This is a genomic window from Acinetobacter sp. A2, assembly GCF_012371325.1.
Classification (GTDB): Bacteria; Pseudomonadota; Gammaproteobacteria; order Pseudomonadales; family Moraxellaceae; genus Acinetobacter.
The window spans coordinates 1-17,709 of sequence record NZ_JAAZQX010000043.1 but is presented as its reverse complement, the minus strand read 5'-3'; the positions used below and the strand labels follow the sequence as shown (position 1 = coordinate 17,709).

Genomic DNA, 17,709 nt, shown 5'->3' with positions numbered 1-17,709 from the left:
CAGAAGTGAAACCTCTTCGCGCTGATGGTAGTGTGGGGTTACCCATGTGAGAGTAAGTCATCGCCAGCTCATTATTCGAAACACCCTCAACAAATGTTGAGGGTGTTTTTTTATGGAGGAATAAAGTGAAGGAGATAATAGTAAAAATAAGATATTTAAAACAATAAATCATGTGAAAAATAAAATAACTAGCAAATTATAAGAAGTGTATTCAAGTCTATTTGGTCGAGTTTATCTACAGCTTTAGTCTAAGTTTTTGAGAAAAGTATTCAGAGTTAAGTTTTTGCTGTAGACAAAAAATGAATAATGATTCATTTTATATACAAAAGTGAATAATCATTCATTTTTTATAAAATAAAAATCTCACAATTGGAGGTGAGGGAAAAATGACAGCAACAACAATGAATGTGAATGCTGTAGTGGATCAAGCAAAGTTTAAACCTTTTCATTTAAAAATTGTACTTTGGTGCATATTTGTCGTTATTTTTGACGGTTATGATTTGGCGATTAACGGTGTGGCTTTACCACTACTGATGCAAGAATGGAATATGACCGCTGTGCAAGCAGGCATGCTTGCCAGTACTGCCTTGGCGGGTATGATGTTTGGTGCCATGCTATTTGGTATGTTGGCAGACAAAATTGGCCGTAAAAATGTCATTCTGATCTGTGTGACTTTATTTAGTGGCTTTACCTTTTGGGGAGGCTTTGCTTCTACCCCAACAGAATTTGGTATTTTACGCTTTATTGCAGGCTTAGGGATTGGTGGTGTGCTGCCAAACTTGGTTGCCTTGACTTCTGAATATGCACCGCAAAAAATGCGTAGTACTTTAGTTACCACTATGTTTAGTGGTTATGCAGTAGGTGGTATTTTAGCTGCTTTACTAGGTGCATGGTTAACCCCAAGTTTTGGTTGGGAAATCATGTTCTATATTGCAGGACTGCCTTTATTGGCATTGCCTTTATTGTGGTTTTTCTTACCAGAGTCATTAACATTTTTGGTGAAAAAGCAACAACATGAGCGTGCACGTCATATCGTTCAGCAGATCAGTCCGCAAGAAAATATCAGCAGTCAAACACAGTTTGTCTTAAATGAAGTTCAAACGCCAGATGCATCTATTGCAGCCTTATTTAAAAATGGCCGCAGTATGAGTACTTTGTTGTTCTGGTGCTGCTTCTTTATGTGTTTGTTGATGGTATATGCTTTAGGCAGTTGGTTACCAAAACTGATGATGGCAGCGGGTTACTCGTTAGGTAACAGCTTAATGTTCCTGATGGCAATGAATATTGGTGCTGTAATTGGTACTATTGGTGGTGGTATTTTAGCAGACCGTTTCCATCTAAAGCCTGTGATTATTGGCATGTTCTTGCTAGGTGCTTTCTCGCTAGTCGGATTAGGCTTTAACTCACCACAGCCTGTAATTTACCTATTGGTTGCAATGGCAGGTGCTTCGGCGATTGGTAGTAGTATTTTGCTGTATAGCTTTGTTGCGCAGTATTATCCACTGACCATTCGCTCTACAGGGATTGGCTGTGCTTCGGCTGTTGGTCGTGTTGGTGCGATTGTAGGACCAATTATTATTGGCATTCTTTTAGGCATGGATTTGCCGCATAAAATGAACTTCTTGGCGGTCGCAATTCCAGCAGTCATTGGTGCGATTGCTGTGGCATTGATTCGTTTACAAAGTACATCACAGGTAGTGACTGAGCCAAGTGTGGTTAAAAAAGCCAGTCGATCTTATAGTTAATGACGCATGAATGTCACTGAACATTAAAATTAAGGAGCATTGCTCCTTAATTTTTTGCTTTTAATATCTGAAATTTAAAATTTTTCCTACATTTGGCCTAAATAAGGTTTGGTATTTATGGACTATCATGTCATGTGATAAGAATACAATAAACAATACAGGTGCTAAAAATGCGAAACATATATCAAAGCAGCAGTTTATGTGCATCGTTGTTATTACTGTGTTTTACGACAGGATGTAGTGCACAGATAGATACTGAGCAGCACAATAAGGCGGTTGCTGCAGCATCTAACTCTCCGCAAAGCTTACAAAGCTATCAAGTACACGCTATTGCAGATTTTAATGAACCATGGGCGTTCGTAGAATTACCCAACGGCCAGTTATTAATTACAGAGAAAGCAGGAAAATTAAAACTTTTTAATCCCAAAACCCGCCAAATTTTAGATGTTCAAGCTGTGCCTCGAGTCGCCTATGGTGGTCAGGGTGGTTTGGGGGATGTCGTATTAGACCCCGATTTTCAGCAGAATCAGTTTATTTATTTAAGCTATGCTGAATCAGGCATGGGTGGCTACGGTGCTGTCGTGATTCGAGCCAAGCTTTTATTGGATGTAAAATCTGCCCCAAAATTAACTCAAATTCAGCGAATCTGGCAGCAAACGCCTAAAGTATCTGGGCAGGGGCATTATGCACACCGTATGCAATTCGGTGCTGATGGTAAGTTATGGATTAGCTCTGGTGAGCGGCAAAAGTTTGAACCTGCTCAAGATTTAAAAGGTAATTTAGGTAAAATTTTGCGCTTAAATGCAGATGGCACATCACCCAGAGACAATCCATTTCAGCAACATGGAGAGATTGCTAAGCAAGTCTGGAGTTTAGGGCATCGTAACCCTTTAGGTATGGCGTTTGATGCTAAAGGACAGCTATGGGTTGCAGAAATGGGTCCTAAGGGCGGTGATGAGCTGAATGTAATTGTAAAAGGCGAGAATTACGGTTATCCCTTGGTGTCAAATGGTGATCATTATAATGGCTTGCCTATTCCAGACCATGCTACACGGCCTGAGTTCAAAGCCCCAGTGTTGGATTGGACCCCAGTAATTTCACCTTCAAGTTTGATTTTTTATACGGGGGATGTGTTTCCACAATGGAAAGATAAAGCTTTGTTAGGTGGCTTGTCATCTCAAGCAATCATTGTGGTTGACACACATACAAAGCCTGTGCAGGAAATACAACGTTTACCAATGGGACAACGAATTCGTGGGTTGTTACAAGCCAAAGATGGCAATATTTGGGTAATAGAAGATGGAAAATCTGCCAGATTACTAAAATTAACAGCCAAATAAACCCAAAATCAAATTTAGGTTAGAAAAAAGCCCCAACTTCATGTCGGGGCTTTTTCAGATTTATTACTCGGTATTACTCCTGTTATACCTTTCAGCGTCCTGCCGTTATATTGATTTATTATTGTTATTCTTGCTTTTAGAAACTTCCTGTTTCTGTATGACTTAAATATAAAATTAAAACTGTGATTTGCCTAGCGTCAATTTTCTGCAGTTATTGTAAGCTAAAACGTACAACGGTATATTCGTAAAATGAAGATCAATAAAGAGGGTTATTAAAATTTAAGTGATTGATTATATTTAATAATTATCTTATTTAATAGACTTTTATCATCAATCCTTTTAAGACCATAATTCAATATTCCCTCATCCTAGCCTTCTCCCCCAAGGCGAAGGGATTTTCACTACTAATTTTATTGATCATTTATGATCAATTTTTGATTTATGAAAGCGTGTTAATAAAAATACCCCAAGTAAAAAAATCATTCACTTGGGGTGTATTTTGCAAGGATGGGTTTAAATTGAGCTCAGTTACATCAACTTAATGCCTTGTTGTCCTGCTGGTGTCACTCTAAAAATTTCGACTTCAAAGGTAATATTTTTACCTGCTAAAGGATGGTTAAAGTCTACTTCTGTCACATCATCGTTTACAGATTTAACCACGCCATACAGACTTTGTTTGGCTTTATCTTCAAATTCAATCATGTGCCCTTCAATTGGGCGCTGTTCAAATTTAACCGTATCAAATGTTTGGACATTTTCAGGGTTCCACGGGCCAAACGCTTCTTCAGGTGGAAGGCTCACGGTACGACGGTCACCTGCACGTAAGCCAAACAATGATTTTTCAAAACCTGGTAACAGGCTACCATCGCCCATTACCAAGCTAACAGGTTCAGCACGGCTACGGGTGTTGTCAATTTCTACCCCATCTTCAATGGCCACTGAAAAGTGCAACTCGACTTTTGAGCCATCTTCAATACGGGTTTCGTCATTTGGGTTAATTAGTTCAGTCATGTTGCGCCTGCGCACGTTCAATTCGGTGTTTTTCTAGGAAAAACGTATCAATTAACAACAGAATGGTGCCAAGGGTGATGGCACTGTCTGCAATATTAAAGGCAGGGAAGTGGCTGTTGTTGTAATACACGTGAATAAAATCGACCACGTAACCGAGGCTGACCCGATCAATCAAATTCCCAATCGCACCGCCTAAAATTAAGGCAATTGCCAAAGGCAGCACGATGATGTTTTTTGGCATACGCATCAGCCAAAATACAAAAATTACAGACACTAAACCTGCCAGTGAGGTAAAGAAATAGCGCTGCCATCCACCTGCATCGGACAAGAAACTAAAGGCTGCGCCATAGTTATGCAATAACGTCCAATTCAAAAAGGGCAATACAGGTACAGGGTCTGCATAGTTGAGATGCGAGACTGCAATCCATTTGGTCCATTGGTCGAGAATAATCGCGACAATGGACAAGCCAATCCACCATAAATTGTGCGGATAAAACTGGAATAAGCCCTTTTTGTGTTGTGGATTAGGCATATTTTCTCTCTTCGCCTTGACCTGTTGGAAGGTTGATAATACAACGTGAGCATAAGCCTGGATGTGCAGAATGTGTATTCACATCTGGCAAAACGTGCCAGCAACGTACACATTTTTCACCATCTGCCGCAGAGACTTTCACATTTAAACCTTCAAGGTCTGAAGCTTCACCTTGTGCTGTATCAAAGCCATTCACAATCACTTGAGAGGTAATGAGGACAAAACGCAGCTCATCGCCCAATTTATCCATGACGGCTTTTAGTTCATCACTAGCCCAAAGTTCAACTTTTGCAGACAGATTTGAGCCGACTGTTTTAGCCGTACGTGCTGCTTCAATGAATTTGTTCACCGCAGATTTTACGGCAATCAGGGTTTGCCATTCGGCTTCTGCCAAGATGTTGGCTTCAGAAGCTACAGGAATTTCGTACCATTCTGCTGTGAACACATATTTTTCTGATTGCTCAGGAATTAGCGGCCATGCTTCTTGTGCCGTAAAGCTTAAGATTGGTGCCATCCAGCGAACGAAAGCCTGAACCAAGTGATACAAAGCTGTTTGTGCAGAATGACGCGCTTGAGAGTCGGCTTTGGTGGTGTACTGACGGTCTTTAATGATGTCGAGGTAGAAGCCACCCAAATCGTTAATACAGAAGTTGGTCAGCGCACTGGTTACGATATGGAAGTTCATATCTTCATAGGCTTGCTGAATGGTTTTTTGCACTTCAGCGGCACGTTGTAGGATGTATTGATCTAAAGCAATCAATTGATCTACAGGAAGCGCATCTGTCGATGGTTTAAACCCATTTAAGTTGGCCAACAAGAAACGCAAGGTATTACGGATACGACGATAACCATCTGATGCGCGGCTAAAGATTTCCTTACCTGCAGTCATTTCATAGCGGTAATCTGCGGATGCGATCCAGAAACGTAAGCCGTCTGCACCCATGTCTTTAATGATGTCTTGTGGGGTGATGATATTGCCCAATGATTTCGACATTTTTCGGCCTTTTTCATCAACCACAAAACCGTGTGTTAACAAGCCTTTATATGGTGCACGTTCATTGATGGCAATTGAGGTCAGCAATGAAGACTGGAACCAGCCACGGTGTTGGTCTGAACCTTCAAGGTAAAGATCGGCAGGGTCTTGTAGCTCTTCACGCTCACGTAGTACGGCGTAGTGGGTTGTCCCTGAGTCGAACCATACATCTAATGTATCGCGCACTGCATTGTAGTGCTCGGCATCATCACCAATGAAGTCTTTGGCTTCACGGTTGTACCAGCCATCAATCCCTTCTTGCTCGATCAGTTTTGCAACGTCTTCGATCAATTCAGGTGTGCGAGGGTGTAATTCGTTGGTGTCTTTATGTACGAAGAACGGAATTGGCACACCCCAAGTACGCTGACGTGAAATACACCAGTCTGGACGGCCTTCAATCATGGCCTGAATTCGGTTTTTACCCCAATCTGGCACGAAGCTGATCTCATTTTCGATCGCATTCAATGCACCTTGACGTAAACCTTGGTTATCCATGCTGATAAACCATTGTGGTGTGGCACGGAAAATAATTGGGGTTTTATGACGCCAGCAGTGTGGGTAGCTGTGCTTGATTGGGTGATGTGCCCAAAGCTTATTGCTTTCTGCCAAAGCAGCAATAATTTGCGGATTGGCTTTGTAAATGTGCTCGCCTGCAAAAATTGGTGCAGTTGGTAAATAAACACCATTGCCACCAACCGGGTTATCGACTTTTAGGTTGTATTGTAAACCGACTTTATAGTCGTCCACACCGTGTCCAGGTGCGGTATGTACTGCACCAGTACCGCTGGCAGCGGTGACGTGTTCCCCTAAAATGACAGGTACTTGACGGTCTTGAATCAGTGGATGTTGCAAGATCAGGTTTTCAAGTTTGTCACCAGTAAAGTCTGCCAACACTTCATAGCTGCTAAAGCCATAGCGTTCAGTTGCAGACTGTACTAATTCTTTGGCCAAAATAAAGTTTTGTGCTGCTTTTTCGTCGCTACGTGCTTTTACCAATTGATATTCAATTTCGGCATGCAAGGCAACAGCTTGGTTGGCAGGCAATGTCCACGGTGTTGTGGTCCAAATCACGATATCTGTTGCATCGGTAATTTGAACGCCCAAACGTGCAGATAAATCGGCTAAATCAACAACAGCAAAACCGACGTCAATCGCATCGGATTTTTTATCTTCATATTCAACTTCGGCTTCTGCCAGTGCAGAACCACAATCTAGACACCAATTCACAGGTTTTAGACCAGGTTCAATATGGCCTGCTTTGGCAATTGCACCCAATGAACGCACGATGTCGGCTTCTTGCTTGAAATTCATGGTGAGGTAAGGGTTATCCCAATCACCAAATACGCCCATACGCACAAAGTCTTTTTTCTGTAATTCAACTTGGGTGTAAGCATATTCACGGCAGGCTTTACGGAAAGTTGAGGCATCAACTTTAACGCCAACTTTACCGACTTTTTCTTCTACTTTGAGCTCAATTGGTAGACCGTGGCAGTCCCAGCCTGGAACATAAGGGGCATCATAGCCATCCATGACACGGCTTTTAATGATGATGTCTTTGAGGACTTTATTGACCGCATGACCTAAGTGGATTTGACCATTGGCGTATGGAGGGCCATCGTGAAGCACATATTTTTTCTTGCCAATACGCGATGCACGAATCTGCTGATAAATGTTGTCGGCATACCACTCTTCTAACCATTTCGCTTCACGTACTGCCAGATTTGCTTTCATTGCAAATTCAGTACCTGGGAGGTTCAGCGTGGCTTTATAATCCACTGCATTTTCAGGAGTTTGCTTATCGCTCATGCAAGTTGTCTTCCAGTTGAATCAGCCCATGGACTGACGCGTTTTACATTAAATATTCAGGGTAAAATTAAAAAGGGAAATCGGGATGATCTTGTCGAAATTCAAGAAGTTTTTCAACATCATCATCAATTCCCGCTTTGAGTGCTTCAAGCGAAGGGTAGTTTTTTTCGCCATGTAAATAGTTTAAAAACGTGACCCGCATTAACAAGCCATACAGATTAGCAGAAACATTGGGGAAATGTACTTCTAATCGCCATTCGGGATGTTCTTGCTTGATGGCAGGACGTGTTCCGACATGCCCTGCACCAAATAAACTGTTTGGGCTGTAGCCTGCAACACCTACTTTGCTAGGATGTGCATTGCTGACTGTGCCGGTTAAAGAGGTGGTTTCACAGACCACTTCAACACCATAAATACCGTTCAAACAAGGACGATGACGGTTTAAGCGTACGTTAATGGTGGGGAAATCCAGGGTACGACCAATTTGATCGCCATATTGTACGCGCCCCGTAATACTATAAGGACGTCCGAGTAGTTGGGCAGCGAGAGCCAAGTCACCTGCTTGTAGGGTTTGGCGAATACGTGTGGAGCTGACCCGTTCACCCGATAAATTTACAGTACTTAAATTGGTAACTTGAAAACCAAAGTCGCGTAAAAAATCACTGTTGCCTTGACGGTTTTTGCCAAAATGAAAATCATCACCCAAAACTAAATGTGTGGCATTTAAACTATTTTTTAAAAGGTGGGCAAAGGCTTCAGCACTTAAACTACGAAAGTGATTGTCAAACTTGGCCACGGCAATATAGTCGATGCCCAATTCGGTCAGATATTCAACTTTTTCCCGCAAAGAACTGATACGTGGCGGGGCATCATAACCTTTAAAAAATTCCAGTGGTTGTGGTTCAAATAGCATCACCACGGTTTTTAGTTGTTGTGCGGCAGCCACTGCTTTGAGTTGTTGAATCATCGCCTGATGACCGACATGCACGCCATCAAAATTGCCAATGGTCACGGCAGTTTGAGCTAAGTCGGTGGTAGAAGATAAAGCATTCAGGCGGAGCAGCTGCATGGTCGAATGAAGGTTGAAAATTTGTAAGAGCTATATATTGCCATATTCTCGCGCTTTCGTCTTGTTGTTGTGTTTTTAACCTGAAAAATTATCGAAAAATCAGGCAAAATCCGACAATTTAATCTGTAAATCGCAATGGGGTTTGCACCGCCTTCAAATTTCTTTTCTAATGGGGCAGTTTTAATGAACTGCACGAGTAGATGGCTATGAATTCTGATTTTGCTTTAATTATGGCATTGCCCAGTGAGTCTAAAGGCTTGTTTGAGCAAGCAGGGATTCAGGTGCATTACAGCGGCATTGGTAAAGTCAATGCTGCATTTAAAGCCTTTGACGTGATTCAGAAAACAGGCTGTAAAACCTTGCTCAATTTAGGCACTGCGGGCAGCTCCCATTTTGATGCGCATGCTTTGGTGGAAGTGAGTCAGTTTGTGCAGCGGGATATGGATGTTTCACCTCTGGGTTTTCAGGTGGGGGTGACGCCCATGGATCAGGAGCATCCTGCAGAAATTGATCTGGAACGCTACTTTGAGCATTTACCTTACGGAATTTGCGGTACAGGTGATAGTTTTGAAACGGGGACACCGAAAGTGCCATGTCAGCTGGTCGATATGGAAGGCTATGCGATTGCCAAAGTCTGTAAAAAACTAGGCGTGCGCATATTGTCGGTCAAATATATTACCGATGGTGCCAATGATACGGCGCATTTGGACTGGGAAGAAAACTTGTTGCTAGGTGCACAAAAATTATTATCGTTATATCAAAGTATTAAGTAATACAGTTGCCCAAAACGCCACGACCCGAGTAAAAACTAGGGTCGTGAGCTAAATTCGGATATTTGTTCAGGTTGGCGCGATTATTCTTGCGCTTCCTGTACAGGTTCAGCCGTGATAACAGCGGCTTCTGTAGCATTAATTTCGTCCTGACGAGGCACAATACCGTACAGCATCATGTGAACCGTGTGTTGTAAAACACGTTGCAGCATACTGCGGTTACGCAAGGTTTTACCTGTGACCATTTCCATTTGCGTGGCAAAGTCAGCATAGTTTTGGGTAATGGCCCAAATATTCAAAATGAGCAGTTCAGGGTCAATCTGTTTAGACAGTTTGCCTTGTTCTTGCCACATGGTAATGACCTTGGCTTTACGTTTTACCAGTTTTTTCAGAGGACCTTTTAAAATTTCCTGAATATGTGGCGCACCTTGAATCACTTCTAAAGCAAATAGACGTGATGCTTTCGGTTGAGTACGGGAAACCTCAATTTTCTGTAACAGATAATTGGTAATCGCTTCTTCTGGCTCAAGTTCGGCTTCAAGCATTTGTAAAGGCGCAAGCCATTTTTGCAGTACTGTGGTCAGTACTTCAACATAGAGCGCCTCTTTATTCTCATAATAATAGAAAATATTTGACTTATGCATTTCTGCAATTTGTGCGATTTCGTCCAAACTTGCACCGCTAAACCCGTATAAGGAAAATACGTCGAGTGCAGCATTGAGAAGCTGATGGCGCTTTTGTGTACTCTTTTTTTGTTCCATTCGTAATTTTAAAACAATGAAAAAAGGGAATTATTAATTGTACGGCAAATCATCAGTCTTGTGCATCATTAAAAGATGTATTTTTAAAATATTTATAATTTATTCTGTAGTTTAGCTATGCAATCAGTCAAAAAACCAATTAGGGTGGGGGAGTATATTTGCTTGCGTATTTTCTGATTAAATGATTGGCGTTTGTTGATTTTATTTGTAAATGGTAAAAGTGAAGTTTTACGGTGCTTAAGCTTGGGTTTATTTAAAAAAATTAAAGAATGAATCGAGTGCCTTAATCAAGAGGAATAGATGAGCATTTGCATTGCCCTAACAATGGGAGAGCCTAGCCCATTGTTAGCGTCAAGATTATTCAGTTGCCAATACTGCACTTAAGACCTGTTGTTCTAATGTGGCAAATTGCACACTTTTTTGGCGTGGTCGTGCCAATGACACCTGAAACTGTTGGGCAATACGTCCCTGATCGAGCAAAATAATCCGATCAGCCAGTTGTACGGCTTCACTGACATCATGCGTGACTAAAATCGCAGTAACACCTTGTTCGAGCCAAAGTTGCTCAATCAGGTTCTGCATTTCTAAACGTGTCAGCGCATCTAATGCGCCTAAGGGCTCATCAAGCAATAAAATGCGTGGTCGATGTGACAGCGCACGTGCCAAAGCCACACGTTGACGTTGTCCTCCCGAAAGTTGGCTTGGCCATAAATCGGCCTTCGCTTGCAGACCGACCTTTTCAAGTAAGTTGGCGGCTTCTGCATGCTGAGTGTTGGCCAAACCTAGTTGTATGTTCTGTTGGATATTACGCCAAGGCAATAGGCGAGGGTCTTGGAACATGACCCGTATATCATCGGATGTAATGCCTTCGCGAATATGTCGTGCTGACTTAAATTGAATGGAACCGTAGCTGGGTTGTTCAAGATCGGCTATTAGACGCAGCAAGGTACTTTTACCACAGCCACTGCGTCCAACAATTGCCAGAAACTCGCCAGGTTGAATATGCAAATTTAAGTCGGTTAAAACTTGTACTGAACCATAAAACTTGTGCAGTTGTTCAATGAGAATTTCTGCACCCATTGTATTGTTGTACTGCGCAGTTGGAGATTGGTGGGGGAAGTCTGTGCTGTGTACATGACGTCCCAAGCTTAGATCTGTCATGGAGATAATCCTTATTTTTGATAGGCTGGATGCCAGCGTAGTAAATATTTTTCTAACAGTACCGCGAACACATCGGCCAGTTTACCCAGCAGGGCGTAAAGTAAAATGCCCACTAGTACAATATCGGTTTGTAGGAATTCACGTGCATTCATGGTCATATAGCCAATGCCTGCCTGAGCAGAAATTGTTTCTGCCACAATTAACAGCACCCACACCAAACCAAGCGAAAAACGTAAACCGACTAAAATAGACGGTATCGCCCCGGGTAAAATAATGTCTTTATACAATTGCCAGCGGGTGAGCCCATAACTTTTACCCATTTCCAGCAATTGTGAATCTACAGAACGAATTCCGTGGTAGGTGTTGATATAGACTGGAAAAAATACCCCCACAGCAACTAAAAATAATTTGGCTGTTTCATCAATTCCAAACCATAAAATTACCAATGGAATCAGTGCTAGTGCTGGAATGTTGCGAATCATTTGTAAGGTGGTGTCAAGCAGCGTCGAGGCTGTTTTAGATGAGCCGTTGAGTAAGCCTAACAGCAGCCCTAATCCACCACCAATCAGCAAGCCCAGCAGGGCACGCCCTGCACTGACTTGAACGTGTTGCGCCAATTCGCCACTGCTAAGTAATGTCCAAAAAGCACTGAGTACAGCACTTGGTGCAGGTAAAATGCGGCTTTGTAAAAGGCCAGTGCTTGAGGCCAGTTGCCACAAGGTAATTAAAGCGACGGGGAACAACCACGGCAGCAGTTGTTGTCCAATCAATGTTCCACGTGAAACCTTTTGCGCTTTGCCTAAACTTGGGGGTATTTGCTGACTCATTCGACTTGCTCCAGTTTACGCTGTGCAGATGCATGAGCAGCAGGTACATATTGATTTGCTACAATTTCACCAAAAGGGCCAGTTAAATTAGGTTGAGCCAATTTCTTTTGGGTTTCCAGTGGCAACAGTGGGAAAACCAATTCGGCAAAGCGAATAGACTCTTCCAAATGCGGATAGCCTGAGAAAATAAAGGTACTGATGCTCAAGTCTGCATATTCTTGAATGCGAGCTGCCACCGTTTCAGGGTCACCCACCAAGGCCGTCCCTGCACCACCACGGACCAAACCAACACCTGCCCAAAGGTTAGGTGATACTTCCAGCTGGCTACGATTCCCTTGATGCAATGCCGCCATGCGACGTTGTCCAACCGAGTCCATGGCTTGGAACTTAGCCTGTGCGGCGGCAATGGTGGCATCGTCTACATATTGAATCAGGTCTTCTGCTGCTTGCCATGCTTCGGCATTGGTTTCACGAACAATCACATGCAAGCGAATGCCGTAATTTAAACTGCGTCCTTTAGCAGCCGCTTTAGCTTTTAATAGCTCAAGTTTTTCTTTAACTGCAGCAGGTGGTTCACCCCAGGTTAAATAGGTATCCACCTGTTCACTGGCCAGTTCAATGGCTGCTTCAGAGGAACCACCAAACCATAGTGGTGGATGTGGATGCTGCACAGGTGGATATAACAATTTTGCATCATCAACCTGTAAGCGTTTGCCATGAAAACTGAACGACTCACCTGTATGTGAGCGGCTTAAAATTTCACGCCAGATATGGGTGTATTCTGCCGCAGTTTGATAACGGGTGCTGTGATCTTCATAGAGTCCATCACCTTTGAGCTCATGTTCATCGCCACCTGTGACCAAATTCAGTAAAAGACGACCATGTGACAGTCGGTCAAAGGTTGCAGCCATGCGTGCCGCTAATGCGGGTGTGGTAATACCCGGACGTAATGCCACCAAAAATTTGAGCTTTTGTGTGGCGTCAATCAGACTGGCTGCAGTAATCCACGGATCTTCACAAGAACGGCCTGTAGGAATTAAAACCCCTTCATAACCCAAATGTTCAACAGTCAGTGCGATTTGTTTCATATAGGCATGATCGACTTGGCGAGCGCCCTTGTTAGTACCTAAATAACGACTGTCACCGTGAGTAGGAATAAACCAAAAAATTTTCATCTTAATATCCTTGTTGTGTATGTTTAAGGTGTAATGCTGTGGTGGTCTTTCCAAACCACACTTTGAATTTGGATAGACTGTGGAATCAGTTGGTCTTGCTGAAAGCTGTTGGCAATGCGTTGTTGAGATTGAATCACCTGTGCATTCAGCGGGTAAATTGGAGAGGGTTTTAAGCGTTGCTGAAATACGGGTGTGGCAATATGTGGTGCTAAACCTGTACTTTGGGTGTAAATAGACAAAGCCTGATCTTGATGCTGAAGAATCCATTGATCTGCAGCATTCAAGCTTGCTAAAACCTTGCTGACTGCTTGAGGGTGCTGTTGTATAAATTTCGGATTGCCAATATAGAAGGCATAACTTTTTGGGAATGCTGTGCCATCAATCAAGACCTGTGCTTGCGCATCGAGCTTGGCAGCACTTAAAAATGGATCCCAAATGACCCAAGCATCAATGCTGTTTTTATCAAATGCTGCACGAGCTTCTGCAGGCGCAAGCCAAATAGGTTGAATATCTTTCCAGTTTAGCTGGGCTTGCTTTAATATTTTGCCCAATAATTCATGTGCACTAGAGCCTTTTTGCACGGCAATGCGTTTGCCTTTTAAATCTTGCAAAGATTGAATCGGACTGCCCGATGGAACAACCAAGGCCTGTGAATTTGGGGTCACCACTTCATAACCGACATAGCGAATATCTTTGCCTGCAGCTTGGGCGAAAATTGGTGGGGTATTGCCCACGTAGCCAAAATCGACAGCACCCACCGCCAAGGCTTCTAACATTTGTGGGCCAGCAGGAAATTCTTTCCAGTCAACTTTGACATTGGGCAGCTGCTGCTCAAATAACTTTTGCTGACGAGCAACCAGTAAATTTAAAGCAGACTTTTGGTAACCAATGCTCAGATGTTGTAGAGGGGCAGCCGAACTTTTTGCTGAATCAGCATTGGCTGAAATTTTTTCACAGCCTGTGAAGCCTAGACTGAACAGACCTAAACTAAATAATGTGAATGTTTGTAGCGCTTTCATTTAACTGTCCTGATTTTTTGTTTTATGGCGATGTGCTTGTTGTGGGTTTTAAAATTGCAGCTTGAATGTCAATTTTTTGTGGAATTAACTTTTGTTGATAGAAAGCATCTGCAACTTGCTGTTGTTGTTGAACCACTTGCGCAGAAATGTTTTGCACGCCAAAACCCATGCGGGCAATAGAACGGCTCAAAATATCGACCGATAAACCCGTCGGTTTTTCTAAGAGTTGTGCAGCCTGTTGTGGATGTTGTTGAATCCACTGTGTGGTGGTATTCAGTTGCTGCACCACTGTGTTTAACAATTCAGGATGAGCTTCGGCAAATTGACGATCTGCCAAATAAAACTGATGATTGCTCACCAAGTTTTGTCCTGTGGCCAGAACACGTGCACCGAGCTGTTGTTCTGCCGCAGCAAAGAACGGATCCCAAATGACCCACGCATCGACAGCACCACGCTCAAATGCAGCGCGGGCATCGGCAGGGGGTAAATACACCTCATGAATATCTTCAAGTTTGAGCTGATGCGCTTGCAAAACTTTTAACAGCAGATAATGCACATTGGAGCCTTTATTCAGTGCAATACGTTTGCCTTTTAAATCTTGGACAGACTGAAGGTTTGAATTTTTGGGTACTATTAATGCTTCAGCCAAAGGTGCAGCAGGCTGATTGGCCACGTACACCAAGTTAGCTTGTGCTGCCTGAGCAAAAATAGGCGGTGCTTCCCCCGCTTCTCCAAAAACCACACTGCCGACATTTAAGCCTTCTAAGAGCTGAGGGCCTGCAGGAAACTCCACCCAATTAATTTTGACATTCTGATTTTTAAGGGCGTTTTCTAGTACGGCACGTTCTTTGACAATTGGCAAAATACCGTATTTTTGATAGCCAATATTTAAGGTGATTTGATTGGCTGCTTGGTTTGGAGTACAGCCTGAGAGCAGCATGATTCCGACCCAAGCCGTAGATGTAAGAATCGTTTTTTTCAAAAAAGATGTCGAAATTGGGTACATGCAAATGTGCTCCTGAAATTAAACCCCCAAAGGGTGTAGCGGGCTGGATGACACATACGCTAAACAGGTTTGTTTTTTGAAAAAAATAATAAATCGGAAATTTCTAAGCAGAAATTGAGATAAATAAAAAAGTGCAAACCTTATGTTTAAAACTGCACAAATTGCAGGGGGGGATCGTTAGCAGCATTTATTTTTAAGTTTATGATTTTTATTATTTATTTTTATTATTGAAGTTGAGAGATAAATATAGTGAATTTACAGCTAAGGCTTTGTTTTCAAAATAGAAGTATTTTTTTTGCACTGGTTGCATAAGCTTATGCAAAATTGAGCTATATCGCCTACAGGCAAAAAGTCACTTTATAGTGACTTTTTGCAGACAATGGAGTTGCGTTGATAGTTATATAAGGCCTGACGGGCATCGGGCAGTTCATCGACACTGGCAGGGGAAAAGCCTTGTTCTAAAAACCAGTGTGCGGTGCGGGTAGTCAAAATAAACAACTGCTGAATACCCATGGCTTTGGCTTTATCTTCTAAATAATCCAGAATTTGGCGGCCACGATTCGATTTACGATACGCAGGATGCACGGCTACGCAGGCAATTTCAGCAGACCTTAATTCATTGCCTGTGGTAGGAATAGGGTATAGGGCAGCACAGGCTAGAATCATGCCATCTCGCTCAATCACTGCAAACTGCCCAATTTCATTTTCCAGACGTTCACGTGAGCGATAGACTAATACACCTTCTTCTTCTAAAGGGCGTAATAGTCGAATCAGACCGCCCACATCTTGAATATTGGCTGTACGCACTTCTTCATAATGCGCATCACTGACCATGGTGCCTGAACCATCGCGGGTAAATAGCTCTTCTAATAATGCACCATCATAAGCATAAGAAATCAGGTGCACACGATGCACGCCGTTGAGCGAAGCCTCTTGTGCTGCATTTAAGTGCAGTGCCAATTCAGGATGATGCTGTTGCGCAGCTTGAATATATTGATTTAAGTGTTGCGGGTGAATTTCACGTTGCAATTGCCCTTCGGTATTCAGTAATCCGTGCTGTTCACCTAAGAAAATGAGCTTATCGGCTTTTAAATGAATGGCAGTTTTGGTGGCGACTTCTTCTGCCAAGAGATTAAACACCTCACCTGTGCTGGAATAGCCTGTAGGCCCTAACAACACAATATTGTGGTTTTCCAAATGGCGCTGAATGGCATCAGTATCGACACTGCGGACTTCACCTGTGAGTTGGTAATCGACCCCATCACGAATGCCATACGGTTTAGCGGTAATGAAGTTGCCTGACACCACATCGATACGTGCGCCATACATGGGTGAGTTGGCCAGCCCCATCGACAATAAGGCTTCAATTTGCAGACGAATTGAACCCACCGCATTCATCACACAGGATAAAGATTCACGTGTGGTGACACGACGTTGTAAATGAAAAGGGGTGTCAATTTGGCTGAATTTCAGATTTTGATTAATTTGTGGACGCGCGCCGTGGACCAAAATCAGACGAATTCCCAGCGAATGCAGCAGGGCAATATCGTGAATAATATGCTGAAAATTTTCATGCAGCACCGCTTCGCCATCGAACATGATCACGAAAGTTTTATTACGATGGGCATTGATGTAAGGCGCAGAATGTCGAAACCAATGCACATATTGTAAGGTTGTGCTGTGTGGGTTTTCTGCTGAAGTCATTCGCTGGCCTATTTCAATGATCGAGTGCTGTCTTTGATTCTAATCAAAAAAATCTGTAGCGGAAGTCTAAATATAAAAAAACACCTGAATGGTGATTCAGGTGTTGGGAATATGCGAACTCATCGTTGAGGTCGAAATATGCTTTTAGCCAATAATGCGAATGATACGATGCGTGCGTTCATTAATCAGGACATAGTCACCATTGATTTTGTACCATTGTTGGTAACGACCTGTATTGGGTAAACGACGTGCTTCACGGTCACTGACTTTATTGCGTGAAATTTCATAGCCACGTGGGAAGTTTTGACCTACACGCCAGTCACGGCTTGGATTCACACGTTTCTGATTATAACGTTTTTGCTCCCATTGCGTATGCTGACGTTGATTGTCCCAGTGGTTGCTGTGATGTTTATAAGTAGCACTGGCTTGATGGCGACGGTCATCATAACGGTGGTCTGGTGCAGCCATTGCAGAAGTTGTCAGGATGGCCGTTACAGACAGGGCAAGAATGCTGAGCGCTTTTTTCATGAGTGTTTACCTTCGGTTTCTTTTGAATATTGAGTTGATGCATTCAAATTAATGCAGAACTCAAGAGAAACGATGGTGGATAGTTGGCTGAATTGTGAATTTGATGGAGAAAACTAGGAGTGATTGATAGCAAATAATTATATTAACAAATATAGTCAAACACATACAATTTAGGTATTAAATTTTAAAAAAACTTGCAATGAAATACTTGACTGAAAGCTT

The 17,709-nt window shown here is 42.7% G+C and carries 15 protein-coding genes; 3 read left to right on the top strand and 12 right to left on the bottom strand.

Annotated elements, in window-relative coordinates:
* The first annotated feature begins 386 nt into the window (after positions 1-386).
* Entirely contained in the window at positions 387-1,745 is a 1,359-nt protein-coding gene (locus HHA43_RS12195) for an MFS transporter (protein ID WP_168542696.1), read from the top strand.
* A 170-nt stretch (positions 1,746-1,915) separates the two neighbouring features.
* Positions 1,916-3,085 (top strand): PQQ-dependent sugar dehydrogenase, encoded by a 1,170-nt coding sequence (locus HHA43_RS12190; protein ID WP_168542694.1) that lies wholly within the window; start codon positions 1,916-1,918, stop codon positions 3,083-3,085.
* Between the two features lie 528 nt (positions 3,086-3,613).
* Here the strand turns inward: HHA43_RS12190 and HHA43_RS12185 are convergent.
* The 4 genes from HHA43_RS12185 to ribF form a co-directional block, all read right to left on the bottom strand.
* A complete protein-coding gene (locus HHA43_RS12185; protein WP_168419358.1) occupies positions 3,614-4,096 on the bottom strand; it encodes an FKBP-type peptidyl-prolyl cis-trans isomerase in 483 nt (160 codons plus the stop codon).
* Positions 4,089-4,628 carry a signal peptidase II gene (lspA, locus tag HHA43_RS12180; protein WP_168419357.1) on the bottom strand — a complete coding sequence of 180 codons (540 nt, stop codon included), beginning with the start codon at positions 4,626-4,628 and terminating at the stop codon, positions 4,089-4,091. The genes HHA43_RS12185 and lspA overlap by 8 nt, the downstream gene beginning before the upstream one ends.
* The gene (gene ileS / locus HHA43_RS12175) at positions 4,621-7,467 is read right to left on the bottom strand and encodes an isoleucine--tRNA ligase (RefSeq protein WP_168542692.1); all 2,847 of its coding nucleotides are present in this window, start codon (positions 7,465-7,467) and stop codon (positions 4,621-4,623) included. The genes lspA and ileS overlap by 8 nt, the downstream gene beginning before the upstream one ends.
* Positions 7,468-7,534: 67 nt before the next feature.
* Complete coding sequence (gene ribF / locus HHA43_RS12170; RefSeq protein ID WP_168419355.1) at positions 7,535-8,536, bottom strand: riboflavin biosynthesis protein RibF; 1,002 nt, start codon at positions 8,534-8,536, stop codon at positions 7,535-7,537.
* 206 nt (positions 8,537-8,742) lie between these two features.
* Here ribF and HHA43_RS12165 point away from each other — a divergent pair, with 206 nt between their 5' ends.
* The gene (locus HHA43_RS12165; protein WP_168542690.1) at positions 8,743-9,309 is read left to right on the top strand and encodes a 5'-methylthioadenosine/S-adenosylhomocysteine nucleosidase; all 567 of its coding nucleotides are present in this window, start codon (positions 8,743-8,745) and stop codon (positions 9,307-9,309) included.
* A gap of 80 nt (positions 9,310-9,389) precedes the next feature.
* Here the strand turns inward: HHA43_RS12165 and HHA43_RS12160 are convergent, their stop codons facing one another.
* From HHA43_RS12160 to HHA43_RS12125, 8 genes are all read right to left on the bottom strand, one after another.
* Positions 9,390-10,067 carry a TetR family transcriptional regulator C-terminal domain-containing protein gene (locus HHA43_RS12160; protein WP_168526577.1) on the bottom strand — a complete coding sequence of 226 codons (678 nt, stop codon included), beginning with the start codon at positions 10,065-10,067 and terminating at the stop codon, positions 9,390-9,392.
* A gap of 357 nt (positions 10,068-10,424) precedes the next feature.
* Positions 10,425-11,147 (bottom strand): ABC transporter ATP-binding protein, encoded by a 723-nt coding sequence (locus HHA43_RS12155; protein WP_416240606.1) that lies wholly within the window; start codon positions 11,145-11,147, stop codon positions 10,425-10,427.
* A 92-nt stretch (positions 11,148-11,239) separates the two neighbouring features.
* The gene (ssuC, locus tag HHA43_RS12150; protein WP_168542686.1) at positions 11,240-12,055 is read right to left on the bottom strand and encodes an aliphatic sulfonate ABC transporter permease SsuC; all 816 of its coding nucleotides are present in this window, start codon (positions 12,053-12,055) and stop codon (positions 11,240-11,242) included.
* The gene (ssuD, locus tag HHA43_RS12145) at positions 12,052-13,230 is read right to left on the bottom strand and encodes an FMNH2-dependent alkanesulfonate monooxygenase (protein ID WP_168542684.1); all 1,179 of its coding nucleotides are present in this window, start codon (positions 13,228-13,230) and stop codon (positions 12,052-12,054) included. The genes ssuC and ssuD overlap by 4 nt, the downstream gene beginning before the upstream one ends.
* Positions 13,231-13,253: 23 nt before the next feature.
* Positions 13,254-14,249, bottom strand: coding sequence for an aliphatic sulfonate ABC transporter substrate-binding protein (locus tag HHA43_RS12140; RefSeq protein ID WP_168542682.1), 996 nt, complete (start codon positions 14,247-14,249; stop codon positions 13,254-13,256).
* A 22-nt stretch (positions 14,250-14,271) separates the two neighbouring features.
* Positions 14,272-15,255 carry a sulfonate ABC transporter substrate-binding protein gene (locus HHA43_RS12135; protein ID WP_168419349.1) on the bottom strand — a complete coding sequence of 328 codons (984 nt, stop codon included), beginning with the start codon at positions 15,253-15,255 and terminating at the stop codon, positions 14,272-14,274.
* 357 nt (positions 15,256-15,612) lie between these two features.
* Entirely contained in the window at positions 15,613-16,959 is a 1,347-nt protein-coding gene (gene argA / locus HHA43_RS12130) for an amino-acid N-acetyltransferase (RefSeq protein ID WP_168460458.1), read from the bottom strand.
* Between the two features lie 144 nt (positions 16,960-17,103).
* On the bottom strand, positions 17,104-17,487 hold the full coding sequence (locus HHA43_RS12125) for an RcnB family protein (protein WP_131261243.1): 384 nt from the start codon (positions 17,485-17,487) through the stop codon (positions 17,104-17,106).
* Between the last annotated feature and the right edge of the window lie 222 nt (positions 17,488-17,709).